A 23,819-nucleotide genomic window follows, 5' to 3' on the forward strand; every position below is an offset into this window, starting at 1 on the left:
GTTTTATTTCAGATAAAGGCTACGTTTGTTGTCGGTGGAGCGCGCAGAGCTTGCAAAATAAGAAGGAAATTGTCAAACGATGTCGAATAACAAGGGATTATAGGGAAAGAGATAGGCTCTTTTTCCTAATGGAGAGCTTGACAAAGAAGCTGGGTGATGGGGTTGCAGTTAATAGGTAAGTCGAAGCCGAGACGACAATTCAAGGTTTCGCTACAATTCATGATTATTATTTTGGTTGTTTTAGTTATTATTATTTCCTTAATTATATCCTTGCTTCTCATTCGTAATTTCGTAATTAACCAACATTTTGATAATACGAAGGAAAAACTTTCGGGTATTGCCAAGATGGTTGCGAGTGACAACGATGTTATTCGTAATGTCGAGCAGGGAACTCCTGTGAAGCAGATCCAAGACTACTCGCTTGGAGTCATGCATAACGTTAATGTGGATTTTGTTGTCATTTTGAACCACGATTTAATTCGGCTATCTCATCCGAATGCAACGATGGTTGGCAAACCGTTCTCTGATTTGAATGATGCCAGAAGAGCGCTATCCGGTCAGGGACATTTTTCTGAGAATATAGGTATTTTGGGCAAAGGTTACCGATATTTTACGCCGATATTTAATCAACAGCATGAGGTCATTGGCGTTGTATGTGTAGGGCTGACCATGAGGACCCTAAATCATGATTTGATGCAGGCGCAGTATACCATTTTTGGGGGGCTGATGCTGGGACTCTTTAGTGGAGTTTTGGGCGCGATCATTCTGGCTCAGAAAATCAAAACGATTTTATTTGGGCTTGAGCCGCAAGAGATAGCAACACGATTGCGCGAAAAAGAAATTATTGAAAATGAGGTCGCTGAAGGAATTATAGCCATTTCGGCTGACAAGAAAATTATGCTCATGAACAAAGAAGCTCAGGCCAAGTATCAACTGGCAAACCAAGAGATGAAAGCCCCGATTGGCGAGCAGCTAGATACCAACTTTTATAACGTGCTCTTCAAGAGAGTGTTTGATGATAAGAAGAAGATCAAGGATCGCTCATTTTATGTGAATGGTATAGAAGTCATTGCGACAGTAACCCCTATATATATTGAAAATGAGTTTTTTGGGGCGGTTGCAACGTTACGCGACCAATCCGAGATGATCCATCTTAGTAACCAGTTAAGTGGTACAAAATATTATATTAACTCCCTTCGCGGACAGACCCATGAATTTATGAACAAAATGCACGTAATATCCGGGCTGATTGAAATGAGGAAATATGCGGAGGTCAGTCAATATATTCAGCAGCTAAATCACCGGTATCAAGATGAGGTAGGATTTCTGACTGAGAGAATTAAAGTTCCGGCATTAGCAGGTTTTATTATGGGTAAAATCAACGAAGCACGCGAACAGAATATTTCGGTTCTTCTTGCAGAAAGCTCGGATGTCTCTAATGTGGAGATGCAGGATATCGTTCATGATGTCATACACATCCTGGGCAATTTTTTTGACAACGCCATAGATTCCATCTTACAAAAAAAAGAACCCGGCAAAATTGAGCTGAAATTGAACTATGAGTGTGAGGGAAATGTATTTATTTTGAAAGTGAAAGATAATGGGTTGGGGATTGATTTTGAGATGCAAAAAAGAATATTCGAGCATGGCTTTTCAACCAAAGGAGAAGACAGAGGCTACGGCTTGAATCTGGTTAAAACCATGGTGGAAAATCATCAAGGAATCATTGAGCTTGATAGCCAGCCGGGTCTCGGAACAAGTATATATGTAGAGTTGCCCTGTACATTGGAGGTGACAAATGAATGAAAGTTCTAATTGTTGAGGATGATCCGATGGTTGCTGAGCTCAATCAACAGTTTATCGAGCGCATGGACAATTTGGACGTTGTATGTAAGGCAGATACCGTCAAGAAAGCACAGGACTGCCTTCAAAAATGGTCACCGGATCTGGTATTACTGGACGTTTATTTACCTGGGAAAAGCGGATTAACTTTATTATCACATATGCAGGAGCATCAGTATCATGCTTCAGTTATTTTAATTACGGCTGCAAAAGATATTCAGACGGTGAAGGAAGCTGTCTTTTATGGTGTTGCAGACTATTTAATTAAACCCTTTACATTCGAACGCTTTAGACTGGCTGTTGAGAAAATCCAGCGTCTGGCCACGGTGATGGAGGAAGGGAACGGAATTAACCAGGCTGTTATTGACCATTATTTTAATAAAGAAGAGCATACGGGTGTGGAAAAGAAGAAACCTGTTGAACATCCATCGCATAATCTACCGAAAAACCTGTCTAAAAATTTGTCCAAACTGACCATGACCACGATACTGAAGAGTATTCAAGAGCTGGACGGACCATTCTCGGTTGAAACGTTAGCCAGAGAAGTGGACTTGTCCCGTATCACGGTAAAAAAATATATTCAGTTCCTGGTGGACGATGGCTTCCTGGTTGAATCGATAGAATACCACAAGGTTGGCAGGCCGCTAATGCTCTATCAGTTGAATCCTGATATAAAAGAACCGCTATTTCCATTGTAATCTGGAAATAGCGGTTCTTTTTTATCCAACGAGCGTCCAAGCTTCTTACATCATTTCATAGAGAGAACAGGAAGTGGGACTAGGTTATCCGAAGAATGAGTTGTAACGATATCATGGAAGTTGTCGTAGCTAGTTTCAATCATGTTGGATAACGCCGTAACGGTATTCGAGCCAGCATGAGGCGTTACCAAAACTCTTGGATACAGCTCCACAAGCTTCTGGATCGTGGGGTCCGGGAGCATTTGCCATGGTTCAAAGGCTTTAAAGAATAATTCATCTTCTTTAGGGAAGACATCCGTAGCGAAGCCTTCCAGATGGTTACTGAGCAAAGCGTCCAAAATGGCTTGGTTATCTTGTAATTCTCCACGTGATGTATTGATGAGAATAGATCCCTTTTTCATTTTGGCTAAAAAGCTGGCGTTAATCATTTTGTCGTTCTGTCCCGGCAGATAAGGAACATGCACACTAACGACATCACTCTCTGCCAGTAATTCATCCAAGGTTGTGAATGGAATGACTTCCTTGGCCGCGTCCGATGGGTACACATCATAGCCGATAACAGAGGCTCCCAATCCTTTAAACAATTTGGCCTCCGTCAGACCAATGCGACCAACCCCGATAATCCCAACTTTACAGTTATGGATCTCTTTGCTGAATGTATGCTCATCTACAATAAAATTTTTGAACGAGCTTTTGGTAGTCATATAAGCGGTGTGTCGGAACAGCATCATTGCTAAGGTTAAGGAGAGCTCGGCGATGGCATTCGGAGAGTAGGATGGCACGCGTGCCACCTTCATTCCGAATTCGCTGCAAGCATCCAAATCAATGTGGTTGATTCCGACTGTTCTGGTGAAGACATATTGAATGCCGTATTCATTAAATTTTGTGATATTTTCCCGATTGGCAGCACAGTTTCCTCTTAGCAAAACGGCATCGTGATGCTGTGCCAATTCTGCATTGCTGGTGGTTAACAACTCTTCTACCAGCGTTAGTTGAAAGTTATATTTATTGAGATCCTGAAAATAGGGTTTCTCATAAGAACGGACACCATAGCAAATGATTTTTAACATGTTGTTTTCCCCCTGATTTAGAAAATTCCAATTTTATCAATAACATTGAGCGTAACGATCCACACTGGAATCATGACGACAGAAGTAACAGTTGATAGAAGCGATGCATTGGAGGTCAATATGGCTTCCTTATCAAAACTGATGGCATAGGCTGCGGCTACGGTAGCTGTAGGAGTAGCCATCATGATGACAATAGTAGCTAAAGCGACAGAATCGACTGACAGAATATGAGATACAGTCAACAAAGCCAGCAAGACGATGTTAACAATAGGAACAAGCCAAACCTTAACTATACTGTAATACCAAGAGGTCTTATCCGTAGCTGCCGACTTGAAGCTGATCTCCCCTAATGTCGAGCCAATCGATAACCAGGCTAACGGAGAAGCTAGTCCAGCAAGGTAGGTCATGGGCTTGAACAGCCAGACAGCAGTTTGATCAATTCTTAGAAAGGCGAACTGCTGGATGGCCCCATCCTCTGTAGCTACACTCATCTGTGGCAAATAACCTTGAAACAACCAAACAAACAGGCCTAGAAACGTGGCGATAACGATTGGATTTAAAAACATGGTTTTGAGATTTTTAAGCTCCATTTTTAAGCCGCTCATTTTGATATAGCCGTAGGAATATAAGAAAATGCGGTACCCTATGTTAAAAATGGAACTGTACATCACTCCGGTAGGACCGTAAATGGCTCCCACAATTGGAATTCCGAAAAAAGTCGTAGAACCGAAAATGGTTAACACCCGCAAAACATCCTGTTTATCCTTGTTATAGCTCAGGAAGAACGGTTTAGAAATAAAGATGAGAATAATATAAATTAGAACTCCCCATATTAAAACATTAATTCCTTGTTTTAACATTGTAGGATTAATATCCTGCATGAAAGAATTAAAGGCTAGTGCTGGTAGAGCCACGGTTAGAACAACCTTGGATAACATCTTTCCTACTGCTGCGTTAAAAATCCCCTTCTTGCGGCAAAAGAAACCAAGAAGGATAATAAAAACGGTGGAAGCGATAGAACTGACAATTTTGTTATCTGTTAAGGTCGCTGTAATCATTTCTAGTAAAGACATAGATAAAACCCTCTCTTGTACCTTTTTTCACATAAATGACGATGCAGAATGTGACGATGCAATTCCCTGATCTTTTGGCCAAAGTGTGGGTTTGCACTTTTATAGTAAAATGACTTTGTGAAAAAAAGAACAATATCTAATTAATTTAACTTATGAAACTAATTTAAAAAATTTATACGTTACATCAGATGGTAAATGAAACGAGGGGGGACGTCTTCACGGAATGATTATTTCTTGGCTTTGTGAGTGCTCATCAACATTCGTGCTATAATGTAAATCATTAAAACCCACTTGATTAGTGGGTTAAATAGAAAAGACGAGCAGGAGGGGCCGCATGAATCCGATACAACATATACTGGACGAAATTCAGCTGATCGTGCTGGACGGCGCAATGGCGACCGAGCTGGAGCGTCATGGACATGATCTGAACGATAGCTTATGGTCAGCTAAAATCCTCCATGAGCATCCGGAGTCGATCAAGCGCGTACATAGAGATTATTTTGAAGCTGGGGCAGACTGTGCGATTACTGCGAGCTATCAGGCTACCGTTGAAGGCTATGTTAAACGAGGCCTAAGCGAAAATGATGCGCTGGAGCTGATTCAATCATCGGTGCGGATTGCTGTGCAGGCACGTGATGAGTTTTGGGCTGACGTGACGGCTACTGCTAGTCAGCGACATCGTCCCAAGCCGCTAGTCGCGGCCTCTGTTGGCCCTTACGGGGCGTTTTTGGCAGATGGGTCAGAGTATCGCGGCGATTACAAGCTGAGCGAGGAACAGCTAGTGGAGTTTCACAGGCCACGTATGAAAGCTCTGATCGAGGCGGGAGCAGATATTTTAGCCTGTGAAACGATACCCTGTCTGGTTGAAGCCAAGGCCATCGCCCGATTGCTGAAGGAATTTCCTGGCACGTACGCCTGGATCAGCTTTAGCGCAAAGGATGGACAGCATATCAGCAATGGTGAGTCTGCCGCTGCATGTGCTGAGTGGCTGAATGGGCATGAGCAAGTGGCTGCTGTAGGAATCAATTGCACTTTGCCGAAATTCGTTCCATCGCTTATTCACGAAATACGCAGCCACACGGATAAGCCGGTGGTGGTATATCCCAATCTGGGGGAGGAATATGACCCGGTCACCAAGACATGGCATGGCAGCACTTGTACAGAGACATTCGGACAAAGTGCCCGCCAATGGTATGAAGCGGGAGCTCGTCTGATTGGCGGTTGTTGCCGGACTCAGCCGCTGGATATTGAGGAAATAGCATCATGGACGAGAGATGTATAAACGGAGATAAACGATGGTCCGAAAAAAAACAAGCAGGCTGAACCAAGTTGTGCTCCAGTAACGGAGGGGCTTGGTTCAGCCTGCTTTGTTTACTACCTGCGCCGATCCGGTCAGCTTTCTGCCAAACGTTCCAGCAGCGCGTCCCCATTACGGCTCACCCGAATATGGGCAAAATGTGCGTTCTGTTCTACAGTACGTCCGGTTCCCTCAGGGATGAAATAATTCTCAATACCGTACAGAATACGAGAACCATACCATTGTCCATTTAGAATGACCTCATGACTGGCAAGTTTTTCACCATCTTGATATAGGCGATCCGCAACGTATACTCCTTGGCTATCTGGTGTGAGAACGACTTTGACCTTGCCTCGGCTCCATTCCTCCTCCTGAAGAGGGGGCTTGGAAGGCGGGGTAGATATGTCGTAATTCAGTGACACATAATCGCCTTGCAGCAGGGAGCGCGGGTCTACAGGAGCTAGTTTGAGCTTAATGGAAGCCCCTGTGGCGAGCAGGGTTTCACTTCTCGCCGTCTGATAGCCGATGATTCCCAGCTGTAGCACGATGACAATGGCAATGAGTAACGGGCTTAAGCGCATAAAGCTAAAGCTGCGGTGATCGGCATCGAATGCTGCTTTGCCGCTATGGGCCATTCGCCGATCCGCCCACCAGGTAATTCCGAGCGCAATGACCCCCAGTAGCGCCAACGTAAAAGATTTATACAGTAGCGTCCACAATAAATCATAGTATTTGAAGCCGATAAAAATAAACCAGAAGACAACGCTCATGATGGTCTCCGATTTTTGTTTCAGACGGGCAAAGGCAAAGACCATTCCGGTAACGATAACAAAATAAAAAGTGTTAATGAACATATAAGAGTGTGGAACGACATCCTCGAAAAACGTCGCCCAAAACAGGAACAACAAGCTGAAAAATAATGAGCTATTCCGCAGATGTTCTTTTAACTCCGTTTTGAATATAAAGTAACTTACCCCATATAACACGGCATTGACGATGAAAAGAGAGAAGATGATGAACTTATAGGTCCAGTTCCAACCATCCCACTCCTGATACTGCTGAAATAAAATGGTCGCCAGATTCAGGTTTACAAAGGTGTAGGCAAAAAACAACTGCCTTTTCCCCTTGGAACGAATCCATCCAGCGATGGAAACGATCAGAAATAATACCGAAAGCAGCGACTGATCTGACCATAGAATGGCCGCCAAGCCTGTAATATAGCTGATGGTCAGCAGTGTATAACGTATTACCGAATCCAGCTTGGATTCCGGTATGACAATCATCAAAATCATAAGCAGCAACGACACAACCAACAGTACATATTCGGTGTGGTTTACATTCGTGCTAATCATAATCAATCCGATGAGAGATATACTGCCGATCAGCACTCCAACTACTTTGATCACACGGGATACGGTTTTGCTAATCCATTCACTGCCATGTTCCTCTTGGACGGTCGTCTCAGTCTTTGATGTACTAGTGTCCGTTGTCCCTGCTTCCGGCGGTGTTTTCCCCAAACGATTCAAATAGCGGAAAAACCACACGTTACCCGTCAGCAGCAACGCCACAAAAATCAAACCAAAAACAAAAAATAGAGATGAGGAGTACGCCTCAGCCAGCTCTATGAATTTAAAGACAGCAAACGCCGAAAGTGCCAATGCATTCAAGGTCAGTAGCGTTTTATTCAGCCGCACCTTGATAAATATATAAAATCCTAAAGCAATCACAGCAATATGTGGTACATTCATGACCATGCCATACTCATCAAATGCAAAGGAATTGGTCATCGCTAACATAGCTATATGGAAAACCGTAAAGCTCATATATTGTAGTGGAGCAGAATGTATACGATGGAGGAACGTCAATAAAAATAGCAGCAGATTGACTATTGCGAACATTCCGGCAATGGACAACGATTCCAGCTCGCTATAAGGCACACTTTGCATCGTAGGGTAAAAATAAAGCCACAAACCAAGATGAATTAGTACATAAGACAGCATATAAAAAGGATTGTAGCGAGTAATCCAGCTAAGCAGTAGAGCCGGCACCGACCAAATGAAAAACAATCCGTAGCTGTCCGCATGGGAATTGTAAATTTGACCGAGCAATGCCACGGAAACGCCAAAGGCTATACAGCCAGCCACCAAAAACATATTAGACAGAAAAGCTTGTTGACCGGGAACAGCACGTATCCGTGCAAATACAAAAGACAAGCCGTAGAACAGAACAATAAGCGCAGCAGCAAGTACAATCTTGAATGTCCGATCCAGTCCACCCCAATTGGAGGCGAAAAAATAAATAATTGCGGCCAGTATCAGTGAGATGCCCAGCAGATAGCCCGTACGTATCGCATTGAATCGCAGCATGGATTTCACGTGCCTTTCCTGTTGGTTTGAAGCCTATTATAGCGTTGAAAGGGTTCAGAACCAAGTGGAAATTAGGATCAGGTCATAAAAAGAGGGACTGATGTCGGAAGCGATACTCACGCGGTGGAATCCCTGCTGTTTTCTTAAATGCCTTGGAAAAGGTGGACATATCGGTATAGCCGATGGACTGGGCTATGATCGACAAATTGTAAGTCGTCTGCTCCAGTAATCTTTTGGCTTCGTTAATCTTGAGGTTTTGCAAATACTTGGCGGGAGAGATGAGGAAGGTGGAATGGAATTTACGTGAAAAATGCGCACGATCCACACCTACATGCTCGGCAATTTGTTCAATCGTAACACGGTCACAATAATGCATCTCAATGTAGTCTTTCCCCTGCTGGAGCCAATAATCAGAGCATACAAAGTTGCGCAGCACGTCAGATGTGTTGCGGGACAATTCCTCGAAGATCTGGTGCAGTGTAATCAAGCGGGCCAGATCGCTGCCCTGTCTGCTGTTGTCGTGTACGATGGAAAACAGGTTGGAGATAAGTCCGAGGATTTCCTCGCTCACTGCGTTAGCCATAAATGGCGTACTGGGATTAATTCCGATCCGCTCCAGCAATGCGAGGGACTTGGGTCCCTCAAAGGCAATCCATACCTTTTGCAACGGGTGCTCCTGATCGGTGTAATATTCATGGGCAAGATACGGAAAAAAACAGAATAAATCAGACTTTTGGACGCGGTACTTTTGTTGCTTATAAACAAACTCAGCCTGACCTTCAAGTACAAAAATCAAATAAAAATAAGGAACAGCCTTGGGACCGACATGGCAGCTTGTTTTCGAAATATCCATACCTAGTCTGACAGGCCAAACGGCGCTGGACTTTTCCAGTTCGGTGGCTGTGAAATAATGGTCTTCCACGATGTCGAAGTGATCTTCATTTTTTGCTCTTTTCATAACTTGTCACCTCTCCTTTGGTGGAGATAAGGGAATTTTGATTTTATTGTATATAAAGGAAAGCATAATTACAAGTTAATTCATTGGAATTAAGGGTTATATAATTAAAACGAGGTATGCCAAAGGCTCCATGGCCGGTTTTAGACGATCCATGGAGCCTTTTAAATTCTATATTATGAGATGGAGATTAGCCTATATTTATACGTTCAGGATTCCTTCTTTTGGAGTAACGTTGAAGGCTTTGGCCAGATCGGCCAATTCCTGATCTGTAATCCGTTGCTGAATATCATGGTGAGCAATGAGCATATAAATTTGCGCTGCTTTTTCAATCGTTTCAATCAGGCCAAATGCTTCATCAATGGAGCTGCCCGTTCCGAAAATGCCATGATGAGGCCATAATACAGCGTGATGATCCTTCATTTTTTTTGCCGTTTCGCGGCCGATTTCGCTGGAACCTGGTACCATCCAAGGGATTACACCGATACCGTCTGGGAAGACGACAATACATTCAGTACACATTTCCCACAGCGTTTTGGTGAATTGGTTTTCGTCCAGACTATGAATGAAGGTCATGGCAATAACATGGGTGGCATGATTATGAATCACAACACGATGGTTAGGATCGACCTTCAAGCGCTCAATGTGGCTCATAAAATGGGAAGGCAACTCACTGGTAGGCACTGCGCCGTGTTTGAGGCCCCACAAGACTTCCAATTGCTCGCCATCCTGGGAGACACGAAGGACTCCTAAGTTAGCTTCTGGATCTGCAATTACGTTTTTAAAATATTTCCCTGATCCGGTGACGATAAAATATTTACCAGCCAGTTCATTCACTGGGAAAGCAGGTTTAATCGTCCGAATGACCTGATGAATATCTATATATTTTGCAACCTCAGCTTCATCCAGAATATAGCTTACATTACCTCCATTGCGTTCATCCCAGCCGAATTTCCACATGTTTTGTGTAATTTCCGCCATCTCGCGAACAAATGGGATATCCAGTCCCGATTTTCGTTCTTTTTGATTCTCCAGTACAGTAGTCATGGATAATCTCTCCCTTTTGGATGATATGAATATAAGCATTATCAGTACAGTAGTTAACGTTTCAGCAGTACCTGTTGTTCATAATTTTTAACTTCGGCCAGCCATTCCTCACGAACAGGAACACCGTTTTGAGCGCAATAGTAATCCCATATGGCACCAAATGGATACGATTTAAACTCTTCGACCAGAGCAAGACGAGTGGTGAAGTCCCGTTCCTCTTCCGCCTGCTTTAATGCTTGAATTGGTTCAAGCATAGCGCGAAGCAGCGCTTTGATCGTGTTGCGTGTTCCGATGACCCATGCTGCCACATGGTTAATACTTCCATCAAAGAAATCAAGACCGATATGGGTTCGGGAAAGCAATTCACCGCGAACCAGCTCACGGGCAATGTCTAGCAATTCGTCGTCCATCGTCACGACATGATCACTGTCCCAGCGAACCGGTCTGCTGACATGGAGCAATAATTGATCGGTGAACATCAGCACAGAGGACAGTTTGTTCGAAATGACTTCGGTTGGATGGAAGTGACCAGCGTCGAGACAGATAGATTTACCGCGTGTCAGGGCGTAACCCATATAGAATTCATGGGAGCCCACGACATAGCTTTCCGAGCCAATGCCAAACAGCTTGCTTTCAACCGCATCGATGTTGTATTCTTCACTGATTTTCTCGCTGAAAATTTCGTCCAAAGCATCACGCAGCCGTTCTCTTGGAGCCAACCGATCAACAGGGGTATCCTTGTAACCATCCGGCATCCAGTGGTTTGTAACACAGGGCTGACCGAGTTCTTTGCCAAAATGCTCTGCAATCCTGCGTGATTTTTTGCAGTGTGTGATCCAGAAATCACGGATTTCCGAATCCTTATGGCTCAGTGTGAAGCCGTCTTCCGCTTTGGGATGGGAGAACAGCGTTGGATTAAAATCAAGCCCAAGCCCTTGCTGCTTAGCCCAGTCTACCCAGTTCTGAAAATGGCGTGGCTCCAGTTGATCCAGATCCACTTGTTCTGTGGTGTCCGCATAGATTGCGTGCAAATTGACCTTGTGTTTACCCGGAATGAGTGATAGAGCTTTTTCTAAATCCTGACGCAACTCATGCGGCGTGCCTGCTCTGCCCGGGTAGCTGCCCGTTACGGCAATCCCCCCGCTAAGCTGTTTGTCTTTGAACAGAAATCCCTGAACATCATCACCCTGCCAGCAGTGCAGTGATATTTTGATTTGTGAAAGCTTCTGTAAAATATCGTCAACTTGAATACCGTGGCGGGTATAAAGCTTTTTCGCTTCGTTATAACTGGCTTCAATAGCTTCGTTCATGGCTTTACTCCTTTATTGAGATATGTGAATAGAGGATGTTGCTTGTATCTTAAGGTGCTCCCAGCGATCCAAAAGTTCTTGCATGCCTTCCACCGCTTGTGGCTCATATAGCCGAGTCGGAAAGGAGCGGGCGATGGTTCGGCCAGCAGCTTTGAGATCCTCAAGAACACCAGAGCTAATTAATTGCACGACAATATTGCCGATGGCCGTAGATTCGGAAGGACCTGCCTGAACCTCAATTCCCAAGAGATCGGCGGTTAGCTGACATAGTAATTCGTTGTTAGCGCCTCCGCCGACAATGTGCAATCTGGTAATCGTTTCGTCTGTTAAACATTGCAGTTCGTGTAAGGCATCGCGGTAGCTTAAGGCCAGACTGTCAAAAATACAGCGGGCGAGTGAACCCGGCGTCCTGGGGATGGGCTGGCCTGTTTCTTCACAGAATCGCTGGATTTCAATGGTCATACTATCCGGGTTTAAAAAGGATGACTGGTTACAGAGGACGAGACTGACAAACGGTGCCTCTGCTGAAGCCAGTTCGGCCAATTCGGCAAAGCTATGTGCGGAACCGCCCTCTCTCCTAACCTCCTGAATCATCCATAATCCCATAATATTTTTTAGAAAACGGTACGTACCGTAAGCGCCCCACTCATTCGTGTAGTTCGCCTGCATGGCTGCCTTGGTATTCAAGGCTTCGGATCGTTCCATTCCCAGTAGTGACCACGTTCCACTGCTAATATAAGCCCAAGGTTCTTCCCGCTGTGACGGAACACCTGCAACAGCCGATGCAGTATCGTGAGTCGGCGCAAGAATGATCTGACAGTCTGGAAGATCGTATTTTTGAACAAGCTCCGGCAAAAGAGAACCCAGAACCCGTCCAGGCTCGGCAAGCTCTGAAAACTGATTGCGTCGCAGTTGGAGCAGGGAGAGCAGGTCTTCATCAAACTCTTGGGAGTTCACGTTGAGAAGCTGCATCGTGGACGCATTCGTCATTTCATTGATCATGATGCCTGTCAGGCGATAGTACAGATAATCGGGGACCATCAATATTTTATCCGCCTGGGCAAGCTGTTCCCGATCATGGACGAACAGTTGATACAGGGTATTAAAGTTTAGTTCCTGAATGCCTGTTTTCTCATACACAGCCTCTCGACTGATGAGCTGGTGCAGCCTGTCTGGTGCATGGAGGGTACGTGCATCCCGGTAAGCGTATACCTCATGAATGCGGTTACCTTTCTGATCAAGCAGCACGTAATCTACAGCCCATGTATCAATGCCGAGCGTACAGGAATGAATCCCTTTTTGTTTAGCTTTTTGCAAGCCCTGAATAATCTCATTCAATAGTTCGTCGATATTCCAGTAATCGTGTCCGTCCTTTTCGGTAAAGGAGTTGTTGAAACGGTGAAGCTCTTGCAAGTGTAGCTGGTCACCTTGCAGAGTTGCACTTATGAGCCTTCCGCTTGAAGCTCCAATATCAACAGCAAGATAATTATTCATATCCAATCTCCTTGCATGGATAAAATACGGGCAGCCTGAAAGTCCGCCTTTTGTTTTCTTAACTAACTCCATACTACTTCCGTTTTTCTTTGTGGTCAACAAAAACGGAAGTATAATTTGTGGTTTTATTTTTGTTTTTTAAAATTATAATTAAAATTAAATGTTGTTTTGTGTGTATTTTTGTTTTTTTTTATCTGTTTTCTACAATCAGGATAATGCAAAGTCCTCACAATATATATACCTTGAACAAAGGTCGATTTGATTTTACGATATTCCAATTGTGGAAGGTTCTCCAAATGCCGCTGTCTGTATGAAAAATAGTCTTGAAACCGCCCGCCAGAGGGTGTAGTATACAAGATATCAATTTCATATGACTCGTATAATATTGGGGATATGGCCCAAAAGTTTCTACCGGATGACCACTGTAATCGTCCGACTATGAGTGATAGCGCATCGGCTTTGGATGAATGCGGGCATTTATTTGTGCGCCAATCCGTCAGGGATGACAACCCCAAGGACAGGCTTCACTTGAGAAACAACTCAAGGGAGCCTGTCCTTTTTTGGTTTTGGCAGGTTTTATACTATTTTAAAGTACAGAAGGAGCGATACTCGCATAATGAAAGCTTTGGAGGAACGTATTCGTCAAGAAGGACAAATTTTATCTGACACCGTATTAAAGGTAGATTCATTTTTGAATCATCAGGTAGATACAGCATTAGCTTTGGAGATTGGTAAGGAGTTTGCACGCCTTTTCGGCAGTGCTCCGATCACCAAGGTGCTTACAATTGAAGCTAGTGGTATTCAATTTGCTATGGCTACTGCTATTGCCTTGGGGGTCCCGTTCATTTATGCGAAGAAAAAGAAGGCCATCACGCTGAATGAGCAGGTATACTTCGCAGAGGTTCATTCGTTCACTCGGCAGGAAACCTATCAGGTGAGCATTTCTCAAAAATATCTCAATGCCAGCGACCATGTGCTGATCGTAGATGATTTTCTGGCTACTGGCGCAGCCTTGGTTGGACTTACGGATATTGTGAAGGAAGCAGGAGCGGAGCTGGCCGGGGTTGGCTGTGTAATTGAGAAGAGCTTCCAGGAAGGCCGTGGACTGTTGGAGCAAAGAGGCATTGCCGTCCGTTCTCTTGCGCGTATCGCTTCCATGGCACCAGGCGAGGTTCATTTTATAGAGGAAGCTGGCGCGGTGATTCCTCCCGTTAAGGAGAATGTGGGATGCTAAGTAAACAAAAGTTATTCGCGCTGGGCTTCCAGCATGTCATGGCGATGTACGCTGGAGCCATTGCTGTACCTCTAATTGTAGGGGGAGCATTGCACCTGACGCCAGCCCAGATGGCTTATTTGGTGGCTGCCGATCTGTTCACTTGCGGGATTGCTACGTTATTACAGATTATGGGCACACGCTTTTTCGGTAGTAGACTGCCTGTCATTTTAGGTTGTACGTTTACGGCAGTAGGGCCCATCATCGCGATTGCTTCGACCTCAAATTTAGCGACAGCGTATGGTGCCATTATTTTGTCTGGTATATTTGTGGTGTTAGCGGCACCGTTGTATGGCAAGCTGCTACGCTTTTTCCCGACGGTGGTTACAGGTTCGGTTGTTACGATTATCGGTCTATCTCTTATTCCGGTGGCGATGAACAATGTAGCAGGGGGCCAGGGCAGTTCGGACTTTGGACAGCCACGTAATTTGCTGTTGGCGTTAGTTACATTACTGGTTATCCTGCTTGTGAATCGGTTGGCAAAAGGCTTCTTGCGCTCGATTTCCGTGCTTATTGGTCTGTTCGCGGGTACTGTAGTCGCTTATGCAATGGGAATGGTGCATTTTGCCCCTGTGGCGGAGGCCTCATGGGTGAGTGTTGCGCAGCCGTTTTATTTTGGTAAGCCAGAGTTTAGCATGATGGCAGTTTGTACGATGATTATCGTCAATATTGTCAGTATGGTTGAGTCTACAGGCGTGTATCTGGCAGTAGGCAAGGCGATTGATCAGAAGGTGGAGCAGAAGCAGATCGTCAATGGTCTGCGTTCCGAAGGACTTGCGATTATGCTCGGGGGGATTTTTAATGCGTTTCCTTATACAGCTTTCTCGCAAAATGTGGGTCTGATCTCACTCACACGCGTCAAATCGCGGAACGTTATTTTTGCTGCGGGCGGGATCATGGTTGTTCTTGGTTTGCTGCCTAAGCTGGCTGCCTTAACGACAGTGATTCCTAACGCTGTGCTGGGCGGGGCGATGATCGTCATGTTCGGCTCGGTCGCTGCATCAGGCATGTCTATTTTGTCAGAAGTGGATCTGCGGAAGGAAAGCAATCTGCTGATCGCAGCATGCAGTATTGCCGTGGGCCTAGGCTCTGCCGTTCTGCCACAAATGTTCGACCAGCTGCCGAGCTTTGCTAAAATGCTGCTGCAAAATGGTATCGTTTCGGGTTCGATTACAGCGATTGTCTTGAACATTGTTTTGACGAGAAAACAAGGGGAATCGGTCAAAAGCGTGACGGTTCAGGAGGTTCCACAGAAGGTTTGATGATTAGGAATAAATAAAGATAGCCGGAGAGAGGACGTATGCCTCTTTTCCGGCTTTTTGGCATGGAGTTATCCAGATAGTAGATACCCTTGCCGTCTGGGGACATATAGATAAAGCTGCGGGATGAAATAGGTAGCTCTAATTTGGTGCGTTTTCCAGTTTATGCGCTAGAAGAATTTGCTAGAGTGGTAGGAAGGGGCATGGTATAATCTAAATTATGGATTTTGAATAGTGGTGGATGTTTTCGGACCACGGTGCAGCTTCCCGAAAGGGGGTGAAGCCGATGGTCAACCTTGTGTCGTGCTACGATGTGTTGCGTTGGATGGTTACGTTACTAAGCCTGGTGTTTAGTATTCGTAAACTTTATCGCTGGCTACGTCGAAAATTTCGGAACAAGCGAAAACCCACCGCGTAATTAGGTTAGGCGCCTAACGGTGGGTTTCGTTTGCATTAACCATTAGTTATGCAGCGCGCCGTGGGTGATCCACAGCCTTTCAAGTCCTAAGAGTCTTTGCCGTTGGCGCGGCGAAGACTCTTTTTAGTATACGGACACGGTGGTTTACTCTATACCTAATTTTAACACTTCAATTGCGTGCACGCAATTGAAGGTTATGTCTTGTTTCTTCCTTATCGTTCAAATTTAAACTATTGTGCAGCATTTATTGACAAGCCCGTGACAACAAAATAAGATCGTAATGGAAAGAAATAAAGGAAGAAAACAGGTGTGAGCCGGACGACTCTATGTACGGGGTTTTGTTAAGACCATGTGGATAGTTGTTGAGCGTGTTCACTTAAAAGGGAAGTTCGGTTGATTCCGACACGGGCCCGCCACTGTATACAGGCATCAGCAGGATACTGCTGGAGCTTTCAGAACAGCCACTGGAACTGTGAAGAACCGGGAAGGCCTGAAAGATACGCCTGGAGTCAGGAGACCTGCCTGTTTTGACATCACTGTCAGACCCACGGGATGCTGGGGAGGTGGTTAGGCGTGCTGCATACGGAATGTCTGAAACCGATCTGATCCCTTCTATGTTTTTGGAGTTGGCTTCGAGGTGTGTTTTGACATTTTATAATGAAAGCATTTCTGACTGCTGATCAAGTGGTCCGGAATGCTTTTTTCGCGTTTTGCGTTAGGTTTATATGATTTTACAAGATAGAGGGGGATTCATCGAATGATTAGCAATCATAGCAGGCGCTCATGGTTGATATGTACAGGGGTGATGCTGTTACTGGCAGTTATGGCTCTTTCGGGATGTACTAGCAATAAGACGTCGAATAGCTCCGGCAAAGATGAGAACGCGTCAGCACAACAAACAGCGACAGGTAAAAAGCTGGTAATGGCGTATACATGGAAACCGTCAGGTGTTGACCCGCACGGAGATAATAGCTGGGATGTGATGCGATCCGGTGCAGGTGAGACACTGGTACGTTTGAATGAAAAGCTGGAGCCTGTGGCTTGGCTGGCAAAGGAGTGGAAGCAGGATAGTCCTACAGTTTGGACGTTCAGCTTGCAGGATAAAGTCACTTTTCATAATGGAAAAAGTATGGATGCAGCAAGTGTAAAAGCATCTTTGCTACGCTCTATCGAGAAAAGCCATCTGGCGAAGGATTTACTGAATGTGAAGTCCATTGATGTAAGCGGCCCGCTGGCCTTAAAGATCACGACAAACCAGCCGAATGCGGCGTTGGTGTCCAATCTAGCTGATCCATCGACGACTGTACTGGATGTGGCATCGATGAAAGATGAGCAGAGTTACCCAGCGATGACAGGCGCCTTTAAAATTAAAGCGTTCAGCAAGGACCAATCCTTGGTCGTAGAGCGTTATGACGGATACTGGGGCGAGAAGGCCCGATTGGCTGAGGCGACAATGAAGTTCATTACGGACGGGAATTCGCGCCTGATGGCGCTGCAATCCGGCGAGGTGGACGTAGCGACGGATATTCCGGTTGATAACGCAGAGGTACTGAAAAAGAACGACAGGCTACAAGTGCTGTCGGCTCCCTCCTTGCGCACCCATATGCTCGTGTACAATATGGAATCCCCAGTATTCAAGGATGCGGCGAACCGTAAGGTGGTGGACAGCCTGATTCCACGCACATCGATTGTGAGCGCCGTCATGAGGGGCTTCGGTACGGAAGCAAGCAGTCCGTTCCCGAGCATTCTTCCCTTCGGTAAAGTTGAGCGTAAAGCGCTGGACGGAACGGCGGATCAGCTGTTAACGAAGGATGGCTGGCAGAAGGACGCCCAAGGGACATGGACTAAGCAAGGCAAGCCGTTCGAGGTTACGCTGCTGACTTTTCCTCAGCGTCCGGAACTCTCTGTTATGGCTGAGGTCATCCAAAGCCAATTGCTAAAAGAGGGAATCCAGGTCAAGATTCGCAAGGTGGAAAATATCGACGAGGCGTTGACCAAAAACGATTGGGATTTTGCTATGTACAGTATGCTTACTGCTCATACAGGAGAGCCGCAATATTTTATGGACATGTTTTATTCTTCGAAAAGCGAAGCCAATGTAAGCCGTTATAGTTCCAAACCGCTAGAGAGTATTCTTAACAGCTTGAAGCTGGCGAAGGATACAGCGCAGCGTAATGCCGTGACACTACAAGCGCTGGATATCATCAATACGGATTTGCCACAGTCGTTCATTGTGCATCCTGACAATGTGTTTGGTGTGAAAAAAGGGGTAGAGGGTTTTACACCCCATCCGATCGAGTATTACTACATTACAGCGCAATCCGATATTGCGGAATAACGAGCGGCGTATCCTATGATTCGTTTTATACTGGAACGTGTGGCGCAGCTGCTCATCATTGTATTCGTTGTATCCACGCTGACTTTTGTACTGATGCGCCTGGCTCCTGGAGACCCTGCTACCATTTTGCTCACCGCGCATAATGTCCCTGCCTCTGAGGAGGCGTTGACGACGCTACGGCAGGAACTGGGCTTAAACGAACCGTTTCATATTCAATATGTGAACTGGCTGCGGGATGTGTTCACAGGGCATTGGGGCACCTCGTATGTATCCAAGGAATCCGTGCTAGCCGAACTGTGGAACAGACTGCCTGCTACTGTGGAGCTAGCTGCTGCGGGCTTTGCCGTCATGACGGTGCTTACGCTGGGGTTGGGGCTGGCTGCCTCGCTAAAAATCAGCGGTCCACTGGATCGCCTGGGTAGGCTGTTTGCCCTGCTGGGATCGTCGATCCCCTCTTTTTGGCTTGGGTTTCTGTTGATCTATCTATTCTCCGTTCGCTTGGGCTGGCTCCCATCCATGGGAAGGGAGGATTGGACACATTTAGTGCTCCCTGCGCTGACTCTTGGTGCAGGTTTGGGAGCTGTGCAAGCCCGTGTACTACGCGCTCAAATGCTAGAGCTGGGTGACCGGAATTTTGTGAAAGCAGCGAAGGCTCGAGGCTTTTCCCGAATGCATATCCTGTTTTTTGAGATATTTAAGCATGCGGTTCTGCCTATAATTACACTGCTAGGTACCAATCTATCATTTATGCTGGCAGGTAATGTCATCGTAGAGACCATTTTTTCATGGCCGGGGTTGGGCAAGTATTTTATAGATGCAATTACACAGCGAGATTATCCGGTGATTCAGGGGTATGTTATTTTTGCCGTATTTTTAATTGTAGGAGTTCAGTGTTTGGTGGATGTGGTCCAGACGGCGATAGATCCGAGGCTACGTTTGCGTTAAGGGGGAAGCTGAAAATGAAAAAGATACGGCTTTCCTTTCAAGGGAGCTTGCTGGCAGGAGGCGTACTGTTTGGTCTGATCGTGCTGCTTGGGTTATTGGCTCCATGGGTCGCTCCTCATGATCCTCTTCAAGTGGATCTTTTGAACCGTCTGGCACCACCCAGTCGGAAATATCCTTTCGGTACGGATCATCTGGGTCGGGATGTGCTGTCAAGGCTAATTTACGGGATTCGGATGAGCGTGCTAATCGCATGTGCAATTACTGTAGCTACGTTGTGCTTCAGTCTGCCTATAGGGTTGCTCATTGGTTATGTGCGCGGACGCGTGGATCAGCTGGTTATGCGTGGAATCGACGGCGTACTGGCTTTTCCTGATATTATTTTAACGGTGGCAATTGTGGGCATTTTGGGTCCAGGTTTTGTTAACATGACCCTTGCTATTATTGCGGTACGGTGGGCGGGCTATGTCCGGTATGTCCGTAGTCTGGTTCAAAAAGCCTGTCAGGAGGACTACGTTCGATATGCCCGTTTATCCGGCAATTCACACGTACGTATACTGAGACGTTATGTATTGCCACAAGCGTTGCCGCAGTTGTTGGTTTATGCGGTATGGGATATCGGACGCGTGGTGCTGATGATCGCTGGGCTGTCCTTTCTTGGACTGGGTGTACAGCCGCCCAAGCCAGAGTGGGGCGTGATGCTGCATGATGCAACCTCGTATTTTCAGGTGGCTCCGCATGTCATGATTTTCCCGGGCTTGGCGATTATGCTGTTCGTACTTGCCTGCCAGCTTTTGGGCGACCGCTTTTCGGAAAAGGGGGCGGCCAAATAGTGGAGGATCAAACAGCCCTTGGGTGCAAGGATACGATAGAGCAAGTGGCAGAGCGAAAACCGTTGTTACACGTGGAACATTTGGAAATCTGCCGTACAGGCGTAGGAGCAAGCGGAAGCAGGAGCAAACCACTGCTGCGTGATGTGAGCTTTTCCATATATTCAGGGGAGATTGTGGCCCTGACCGGACCGAGCGGATGCGGCAAGAGCCTGACCGCACACGCAATCGCAGGGATGCTGGAGTCAGGTATCGGTGTTACGCAAGGGCGTATCTACTATAACGGGGAAGACATTCTCCCGTTCCAGGAACGGCGCTGGCAAAGGCTGCGCCGAGAGGATATTGCCCTGCTCATTCAACAATCGCTGAGCGGGTTGAATCCGATCCGGACCGTCCGCGCCCAGCTGATGGATACGCTTAGACTGCACGGGCGGCGTCGGATGCCGCACGACCAGTTGGAGCCGGGGCACGCTGATGCTGACCCATCCCACACTGCATCGCAGCAAGTCCACCCGCTGGGCGTGCTGCCACGGATACGGCAGATGCTGAGCCGTGCCACGGAGATAGCCAGAGGAGACGCTACTCCAGTACGGGAGGCCTATTTGCGCTCTCTGCTCCGCAAGGTTGGATTTGCAAATCCTGAGCATATTTTGTCGTCATATCCTTTTGAACTAAGCGGAGGCATGTGTCAAAGGGTGCTGCTGGCTGCAATGTTAAGCTCCGGTCCGAGCCTCTTTATTGCCGACGAGCCTACTACGGCGTTGGATGTTATCAACCGCGACAAGGTTCTGGCATTGTTGCAACAATTGAGAGAAGACTTTGATCTCACCATATTGTTTATTTCACATGATCGCCAGGGGATGAGCCGCATAGCAGATCGAGTGTTGGAGATGAGCCCGGAAGGAAGGATGCACCAGTGATGCTGGAATTGAAGAATGTGACCAAAGCATACCCTATCCGCAAACGGAGAAAAGGTTGGTTCAGCACGCAAGATAGCGAGCAGGCCGTGAAAAAGGTGAGTCTGGAGTTACAACAGGGGGAATGTCTCGGACTGGTTGGAGAAAGTGGAAGTGGCAAAAGCACGCTGGCACAATGTATTCTAGGGCTGGAGTCGTTGACCTCAGGAGAGATTTGGCTGGATGACCAGCCCATTCACACCGGAAGGATGAAGGATATCCATCTGTACAAACGAATCCAACTGGTCGCACAGGATTCGTCGTCCTCGCTCCATCCTCGCATGACCATACGAGATATTTTAATGGAGCCGATCCACAACTATTTTCCTGAGCGAAAAGCGCAGGCGCTGGATATTTGTCTGTCTCTATTGGAATCAGTAGGATTGGAGGCTGACAGTCTGGAAAAATACCCAGCACAGCTGAGTGGCGGGCAAAAACAGCGGGTATGTATTGCCCGAGCGTTGGCGGTGGAGCCGGATATTATCTTGTTCGATGAATCGATCGCCAATCTGGATACGACAACGCAGTCTTCTGTACTGGACATGCTCAAAAGAATGCAGATGGAGCGTGAGTTGTCCTACCTATTCATCACTCACGATCTCCAATCTACTCGTCAGTTTTGTGACCGCGTTGCTGTTATGGTTCAGGGGGAGATCGTGGAAATATTTAAGGAATGGGATAAAGACTTGTTACAGCATGAGTACACGCGTGCTCTGTTTCAAACGTTGGCGAATTAATCCATAAATTTAATATTATCAGGATTTTGCAAAATTCGATTCCAGCGCTCCAAAGTGCAATATCTAGACGAACTAGGCCATTTCGATCTATATCTTGTTCATTGGAAGTCGCTTATTGGATTTTTGCAAAATCGTCATTCTACAAATTTAAAAATAAATAAGAGGACGGCTTGTCGAATGTTGTTGACAAAATAGAACGTGGTACCTATTCTAAATATGATTATGATAATCATTATCACATATATAGAAAAGGGGAAATACATTGATGTCCGTTCGACACCGCAAGACTGCCACCCTTATGTTGGTGGCGCTCCTCTTATTATCCGTTGTTTTGGGCTGCGCGAAGCAGGAGAACACACCTGCATCCACCTCTACTGACGGAGCTGCCAATGGAAAGTCGATCACGCTATCGTGGCCGCGTGACATTGGTACGATGAATCCTCACGTATACAATCCTTCCCAACTTTTTGCACAATCCATGGTTTATGAGCCGTTAGTCAGCTACAAGCAAGGAGGCAAGCTGGAGCCTGCTTTGGCTGAATCCTGGACTATTTCCAAGGACGGCAAGATATATACGTTTAAGCTGCGCAAAGGTGTGAAATTTTCGGATGGAACGCTATTTAATGCAGCCATTGTCAAAAAGAACTTTGACGCTATTATGAAAAATGAGAAGACGCACAGCTGGCTTGGTATAGTAGGCGTTCTCGACAAAACTGAAGCTGTAGATGACAGCACCTTCCGAATGACACTCAAAGAACCATACTACCCAGTGCTTCAGGATTTGTCTGTCGTTCGCCCGTTCCGTTTTCTGGGTGAAGCGGGGTTCCCGGATGATGGAGATACGTCCAAAGGAATCAAGAAACCTGTAGGTACAGGACCTTGGATGCTGGATGAATACAAGCAAGATGAATATGCAACCTTTAAGCGTAATCCAAATTATTGGGGCACTGCACCAAAGGTGGATAAAATTACGGTAAAAATCATTCCCGATGGCGAAACCCGTGTAATGGCCTTTGAAAAAGGCGACTTGGATCTGATTTATGGAGAGGGTGTCATTAGTTTGGATGCTTTCAAACAGCTTCGCGACACGAATCAGTATGTTACCACGCTGTCCGAGCCTGTCGGTACAAGAAGCCTGTTACTCAACTCATCCAATCCCAAGCTGGCAGACCTTCGGGTACGTCTGGCACTCCAACATGGCTTTAACAAGCAGGCAATGGTGGAAGGTGTAACCTCAGGTCTGGAGGAAACAGCGGATACGGTTTTATCCAAAAACTATCCGTATACGAATGTAAACTTACAGCCTGTTGGCTATGATGTGGAAAAATCCAAATCGTTGCTGGATGAGGCTGGCTGGAAGCTGCCCGCAGGCGGTACAGTACGGGAAAAAGACGGACAACAGCTGGATTTTGAGCTGATTTTTGATAAAACCGATCCGATCCAAAAGGCGATGGCTGAAACCATTCAGGCTGAATGGGGAGAACTGGGTGTCAAAGTGAACCTGACCGGACTGGAACTGACGGTTCAAATTAAGCGCCTTAGATCCAACCAGTTTGATCTGTACTTCTGGTACAACTATGGTGCGCCTTATGATCCGCATTCCTTTATTAATGTCATTGCCAAGAAGAGCTTCGGAATTTCCGAGGTGCTGAGTGCCCTTCCGATGAAGAAAGACCTGGATCAGCAAGTACACGAAGCGCTCTCATCGACAGATGAAACCAAGCGCCAAGAGCTGTATGCTTCGATTCTGAAGACGCTTCAGGAGCAATCTGCCATTGTGCCTATTTCGTATATTAAGAAAACGGCAGTGTACCAGAAAAAGATTACAAACTTTGTATTCCCGGCTAATCGGGATGAAAATCCGTTTGAGGGAATTGAAATCGGAAAGTAGCTGAAGCCGGTAGGTAACGGTAG

General features: G+C 46.2%; 18 protein-coding genes and 2 riboswitches. Of the genes, 11 read left to right on the plus strand and 7 right to left on the minus strand.

Features of this window, described 5'->3' with window-relative positions:
* The first annotated feature begins 156 nt into the window (after positions 1–156).
* Both MHB46_RS15080 and MHB46_RS15085 read left to right on the plus strand, forming a co-directional pair.
* Positions 157–1,806 carry an ATP-binding protein gene (locus tag MHB46_RS15080; RefSeq protein WP_341162733.1) on the plus strand — a complete coding sequence of 550 codons (1,650 nt, stop codon included), beginning with the start codon at positions 157–159 and terminating at the stop codon, positions 1,804–1,806.
* Positions 1,803–2,540 carry a response regulator gene (locus MHB46_RS15085; protein WP_341162734.1) on the plus strand — a complete coding sequence of 246 codons (738 nt, stop codon included), beginning with the start codon at positions 1,803–1,805 and terminating at the stop codon, positions 2,538–2,540. The genes MHB46_RS15080 and MHB46_RS15085 overlap by 4 nt, the downstream gene beginning before the upstream one ends.
* Before the next feature lie 50 nt (positions 2,541–2,590).
* Here the strand turns inward: MHB46_RS15085 and MHB46_RS15090 are convergent, their stop codons facing one another.
* On the minus strand, positions 2,591–3,610 hold the full coding sequence (locus tag MHB46_RS15090) for a 2-hydroxyacid dehydrogenase (RefSeq protein ID WP_341162735.1): 1,020 nt from the start codon (positions 3,608–3,610) through the stop codon (positions 2,591–2,593).
* Between the two features lie 17 nt (positions 3,611–3,627).
* On the minus strand, positions 3,628–4,683 hold the full coding sequence (locus tag MHB46_RS15095) for an AEC family transporter (protein ID WP_341162736.1): 1,056 nt from the start codon (positions 4,681–4,683) through the stop codon (positions 3,628–3,630).
* A gap of 334 nt (positions 4,684–5,017) precedes the next feature.
* On the opposite strand from MHB46_RS15095, the gene mmuM reads away from it, so the two are divergent.
* A complete protein-coding gene (gene mmuM, locus MHB46_RS15100) occupies positions 5,018–5,965 on the plus strand; it encodes a homocysteine S-methyltransferase (protein ID WP_341162737.1) in 948 nt (315 codons plus the stop codon).
* Positions 5,966–6,075: 110 nt separating this feature from the next.
* On the opposite strand, the gene MHB46_RS15105 is transcribed toward mmuM, so the two are convergent.
* The 5 genes from MHB46_RS15105 to rhaB form a co-directional block, all read right to left on the minus strand.
* Positions 6,076–8,346: a GDYXXLXY domain-containing protein gene (locus MHB46_RS15105; RefSeq protein WP_341163751.1), complete on the minus strand. Its 2,271-nt coding sequence runs from the start codon at positions 8,344–8,346 to the stop codon at positions 6,076–6,078.
* Positions 8,347–8,428: 82 nt separating this feature from the next.
* Complete coding sequence (locus MHB46_RS15110) at positions 8,429–9,304, minus strand: AraC family transcriptional regulator (protein ID WP_341162738.1); 876 nt, start codon at positions 9,302–9,304, stop codon at positions 8,429–8,431.
* A 198-nt stretch (positions 9,305–9,502) separates the two neighbouring features.
* Positions 9,503–10,348, minus strand: coding sequence for a rhamnulose-1-phosphate aldolase (gene rhaD / locus MHB46_RS15115; protein ID WP_029518813.1), 846 nt, complete (start codon positions 10,346–10,348; stop codon positions 9,503–9,505).
* Positions 10,349–10,401: 53 nt separating this feature from the next.
* On the minus strand, positions 10,402–11,658 hold the full coding sequence (gene rhaA, locus MHB46_RS15120; RefSeq protein WP_341162739.1) for an L-rhamnose isomerase: 1,257 nt from the start codon (positions 11,656–11,658) through the stop codon (positions 10,402–10,404).
* Between the two features lie 12 nt (positions 11,659–11,670).
* Positions 11,671–13,152 carry a rhamnulokinase gene (gene rhaB / locus MHB46_RS15125; protein WP_341162740.1) on the minus strand — a complete coding sequence of 494 codons (1,482 nt, stop codon included), beginning with the start codon at positions 13,150–13,152 and terminating at the stop codon, positions 11,671–11,673.
* Positions 13,153–13,507: 355 nt separating this feature from the next.
* Positions 13,508–13,611, plus strand: a riboswitch (purine riboswitch).
* 157 nt (positions 13,612–13,768) lie between these two features.
* On the opposite strand from rhaB, the gene MHB46_RS15130 reads away from it, so the two are divergent.
* The 8 genes from MHB46_RS15130 to nikA all read left to right on the plus strand — a co-directional run bounded on the left by MHB46_RS15130 (position 13,769) and on the right by nikA (position 23,796).
* Positions 13,769–14,386 (plus strand): xanthine phosphoribosyltransferase, encoded by a 618-nt coding sequence (locus tag MHB46_RS15130; RefSeq protein ID WP_165178131.1) that lies wholly within the window; start codon positions 13,769–13,771, stop codon positions 14,384–14,386.
* Positions 14,380–15,687, plus strand: coding sequence for a nucleobase:cation symporter-2 family protein (locus tag MHB46_RS15135; protein ID WP_165178129.1), 1,308 nt, complete (start codon positions 14,380–14,382; stop codon positions 15,685–15,687). The genes MHB46_RS15130 and MHB46_RS15135 overlap by 7 nt, the downstream gene beginning before the upstream one ends.
* Before the next feature lie 751 nt (positions 15,688–16,438).
* Positions 16,439–16,642, plus strand: a riboswitch (cobalamin riboswitch).
* A gap of 217 nt (positions 16,643–16,859) precedes the next feature.
* Entirely contained in the window at positions 16,860–18,440 is a 1,581-nt protein-coding gene (locus MHB46_RS15140; protein WP_341162741.1) for an ABC transporter substrate-binding protein, read from the plus strand.
* Between the two features lie 15 nt (positions 18,441–18,455).
* Positions 18,456–19,385, plus strand: a complete 930-nt coding sequence (gene nikB / locus MHB46_RS15145; protein WP_039271928.1) for a nickel ABC transporter permease — start codon at positions 18,456–18,458, stop codon at positions 19,383–19,385.
* A 14-nt stretch (positions 19,386–19,399) separates the two neighbouring features.
* Entirely contained in the window at positions 19,400–20,215 is an 816-nt protein-coding gene (gene nikC, locus MHB46_RS15150) for a nickel transporter permease (RefSeq protein WP_341162742.1), read from the plus strand.
* Entirely contained in the window at positions 20,215–21,132 is a 918-nt protein-coding gene (locus MHB46_RS15155; RefSeq protein ID WP_341162743.1) for an ABC transporter ATP-binding protein, read from the plus strand. The genes nikC and MHB46_RS15155 overlap by 1 nt, the downstream gene beginning before the upstream one ends.
* A complete protein-coding gene (locus MHB46_RS15160) occupies positions 21,129–21,905 on the plus strand; it encodes an ABC transporter ATP-binding protein (RefSeq protein ID WP_341162744.1) in 777 nt (258 codons plus the stop codon). The genes MHB46_RS15155 and MHB46_RS15160 overlap by 4 nt, the downstream gene beginning before the upstream one ends.
* A gap of 265 nt (positions 21,906–22,170) precedes the next feature.
* On the plus strand, positions 22,171–23,796 hold the full coding sequence (gene nikA / locus MHB46_RS15165; protein WP_341162745.1) for a nickel ABC transporter substrate-binding protein: 1,626 nt from the start codon (positions 22,171–22,173) through the stop codon (positions 23,794–23,796).
* The last annotated feature ends 23 nt before the right edge of the window (positions 23,797–23,819 follow it).

Source organism: Paenibacillus sp. FSL H7-0703 (assembly GCF_038003485.1).
Lineage (GTDB): Bacteria > Bacillota > Bacilli > Paenibacillales > Paenibacillaceae > Paenibacillus > Paenibacillus polymyxa_B.

What these genes read in the sequence shown, in the direction of transcription:
- MHB46_RS15110 (WP_341162738.1), bottom strand. Translation starts at nt 9,304, where the DNA reads ATGAAAAGAGCAAAAAATGAAGATCACTTCGACATCGTGGAAGACCAT.
- MHB46_RS15085 (WP_341162734.1), top strand. Translation starts at nt 1,803, where the DNA reads ATGAAAGTTCTAATTGTTGAGGATGATCCGATGGTTGCTGAGCTCAAT.
- mmuM (WP_341162737.1), top strand. Translation starts at nt 5,018, where the DNA reads ATGAATCCGATACAACATATACTGGACGAAATTCAGCTGATCGTGCTG.
- nikC (WP_341162742.1), top strand. Translation starts at nt 19,400, where the DNA reads ATGAAAAAGATACGGCTTTCCTTTCAAGGGAGCTTGCTGGCAGGAGGC.
- MHB46_RS15080 (WP_341162733.1), top strand. Translation starts at nt 157, where the DNA reads ATGGGGTTGCAGTTAATAGGTAAGTCGAAGCCGAGACGACAATTCAAG.
- nikA (WP_341162745.1), top strand. Translation starts at nt 22,171, where the DNA reads ATGTCCGTTCGACACCGCAAGACTGCCACCCTTATGTTGGTGGCGCTC.
- MHB46_RS15135 (WP_165178129.1), top strand. Translation starts at nt 14,380, where the DNA reads ATGCTAAGTAAACAAAAGTTATTCGCGCTGGGCTTCCAGCATGTCATG.
- MHB46_RS15090 (WP_341162735.1), bottom strand. Translation starts at nt 3,610, where the DNA reads ATGTTAAAAATCATTTGCTATGGTGTCCGTTCTTATGAGAAACCCTAT.
- MHB46_RS15105 (WP_341163751.1), bottom strand. Translation starts at nt 8,346, where the DNA reads ATGCTGCGATTCAATGCGATACGTACGGGCTATCTGCTGGGCATCTCA.
- MHB46_RS15095 (WP_341162736.1), bottom strand. Translation starts at nt 4,683, where the DNA reads ATGTCTTTACTAGAAATGATTACAGCGACCTTAACAGATAACAAAATT.
- MHB46_RS15140 (WP_341162741.1), top strand. Translation starts at nt 16,860, where the DNA reads ATGATTAGCAATCATAGCAGGCGCTCATGGTTGATATGTACAGGGGTG.
- MHB46_RS15130 (WP_165178131.1), top strand. Translation starts at nt 13,769, where the DNA reads ATGAAAGCTTTGGAGGAACGTATTCGTCAAGAAGGACAAATTTTATCT.
- rhaA (WP_341162739.1), bottom strand. Translation starts at nt 11,658, where the DNA reads ATGAACGAAGCTATTGAAGCCAGTTATAACGAAGCGAAAAAGCTTTAT.
- nikB (WP_039271928.1), top strand. Translation starts at nt 18,456, where the DNA reads ATGATTCGTTTTATACTGGAACGTGTGGCGCAGCTGCTCATCATTGTA.
- rhaB (WP_341162740.1), bottom strand. Translation starts at nt 13,152, where the DNA reads ATGAATAATTATCTTGCTGTTGATATTGGAGCTTCAAGCGGAAGGCTC.
- rhaD (WP_029518813.1), bottom strand. Translation starts at nt 10,348, where the DNA reads ATGACTACTGTACTGGAGAATCAAAAAGAACGAAAATCGGGACTGGAT.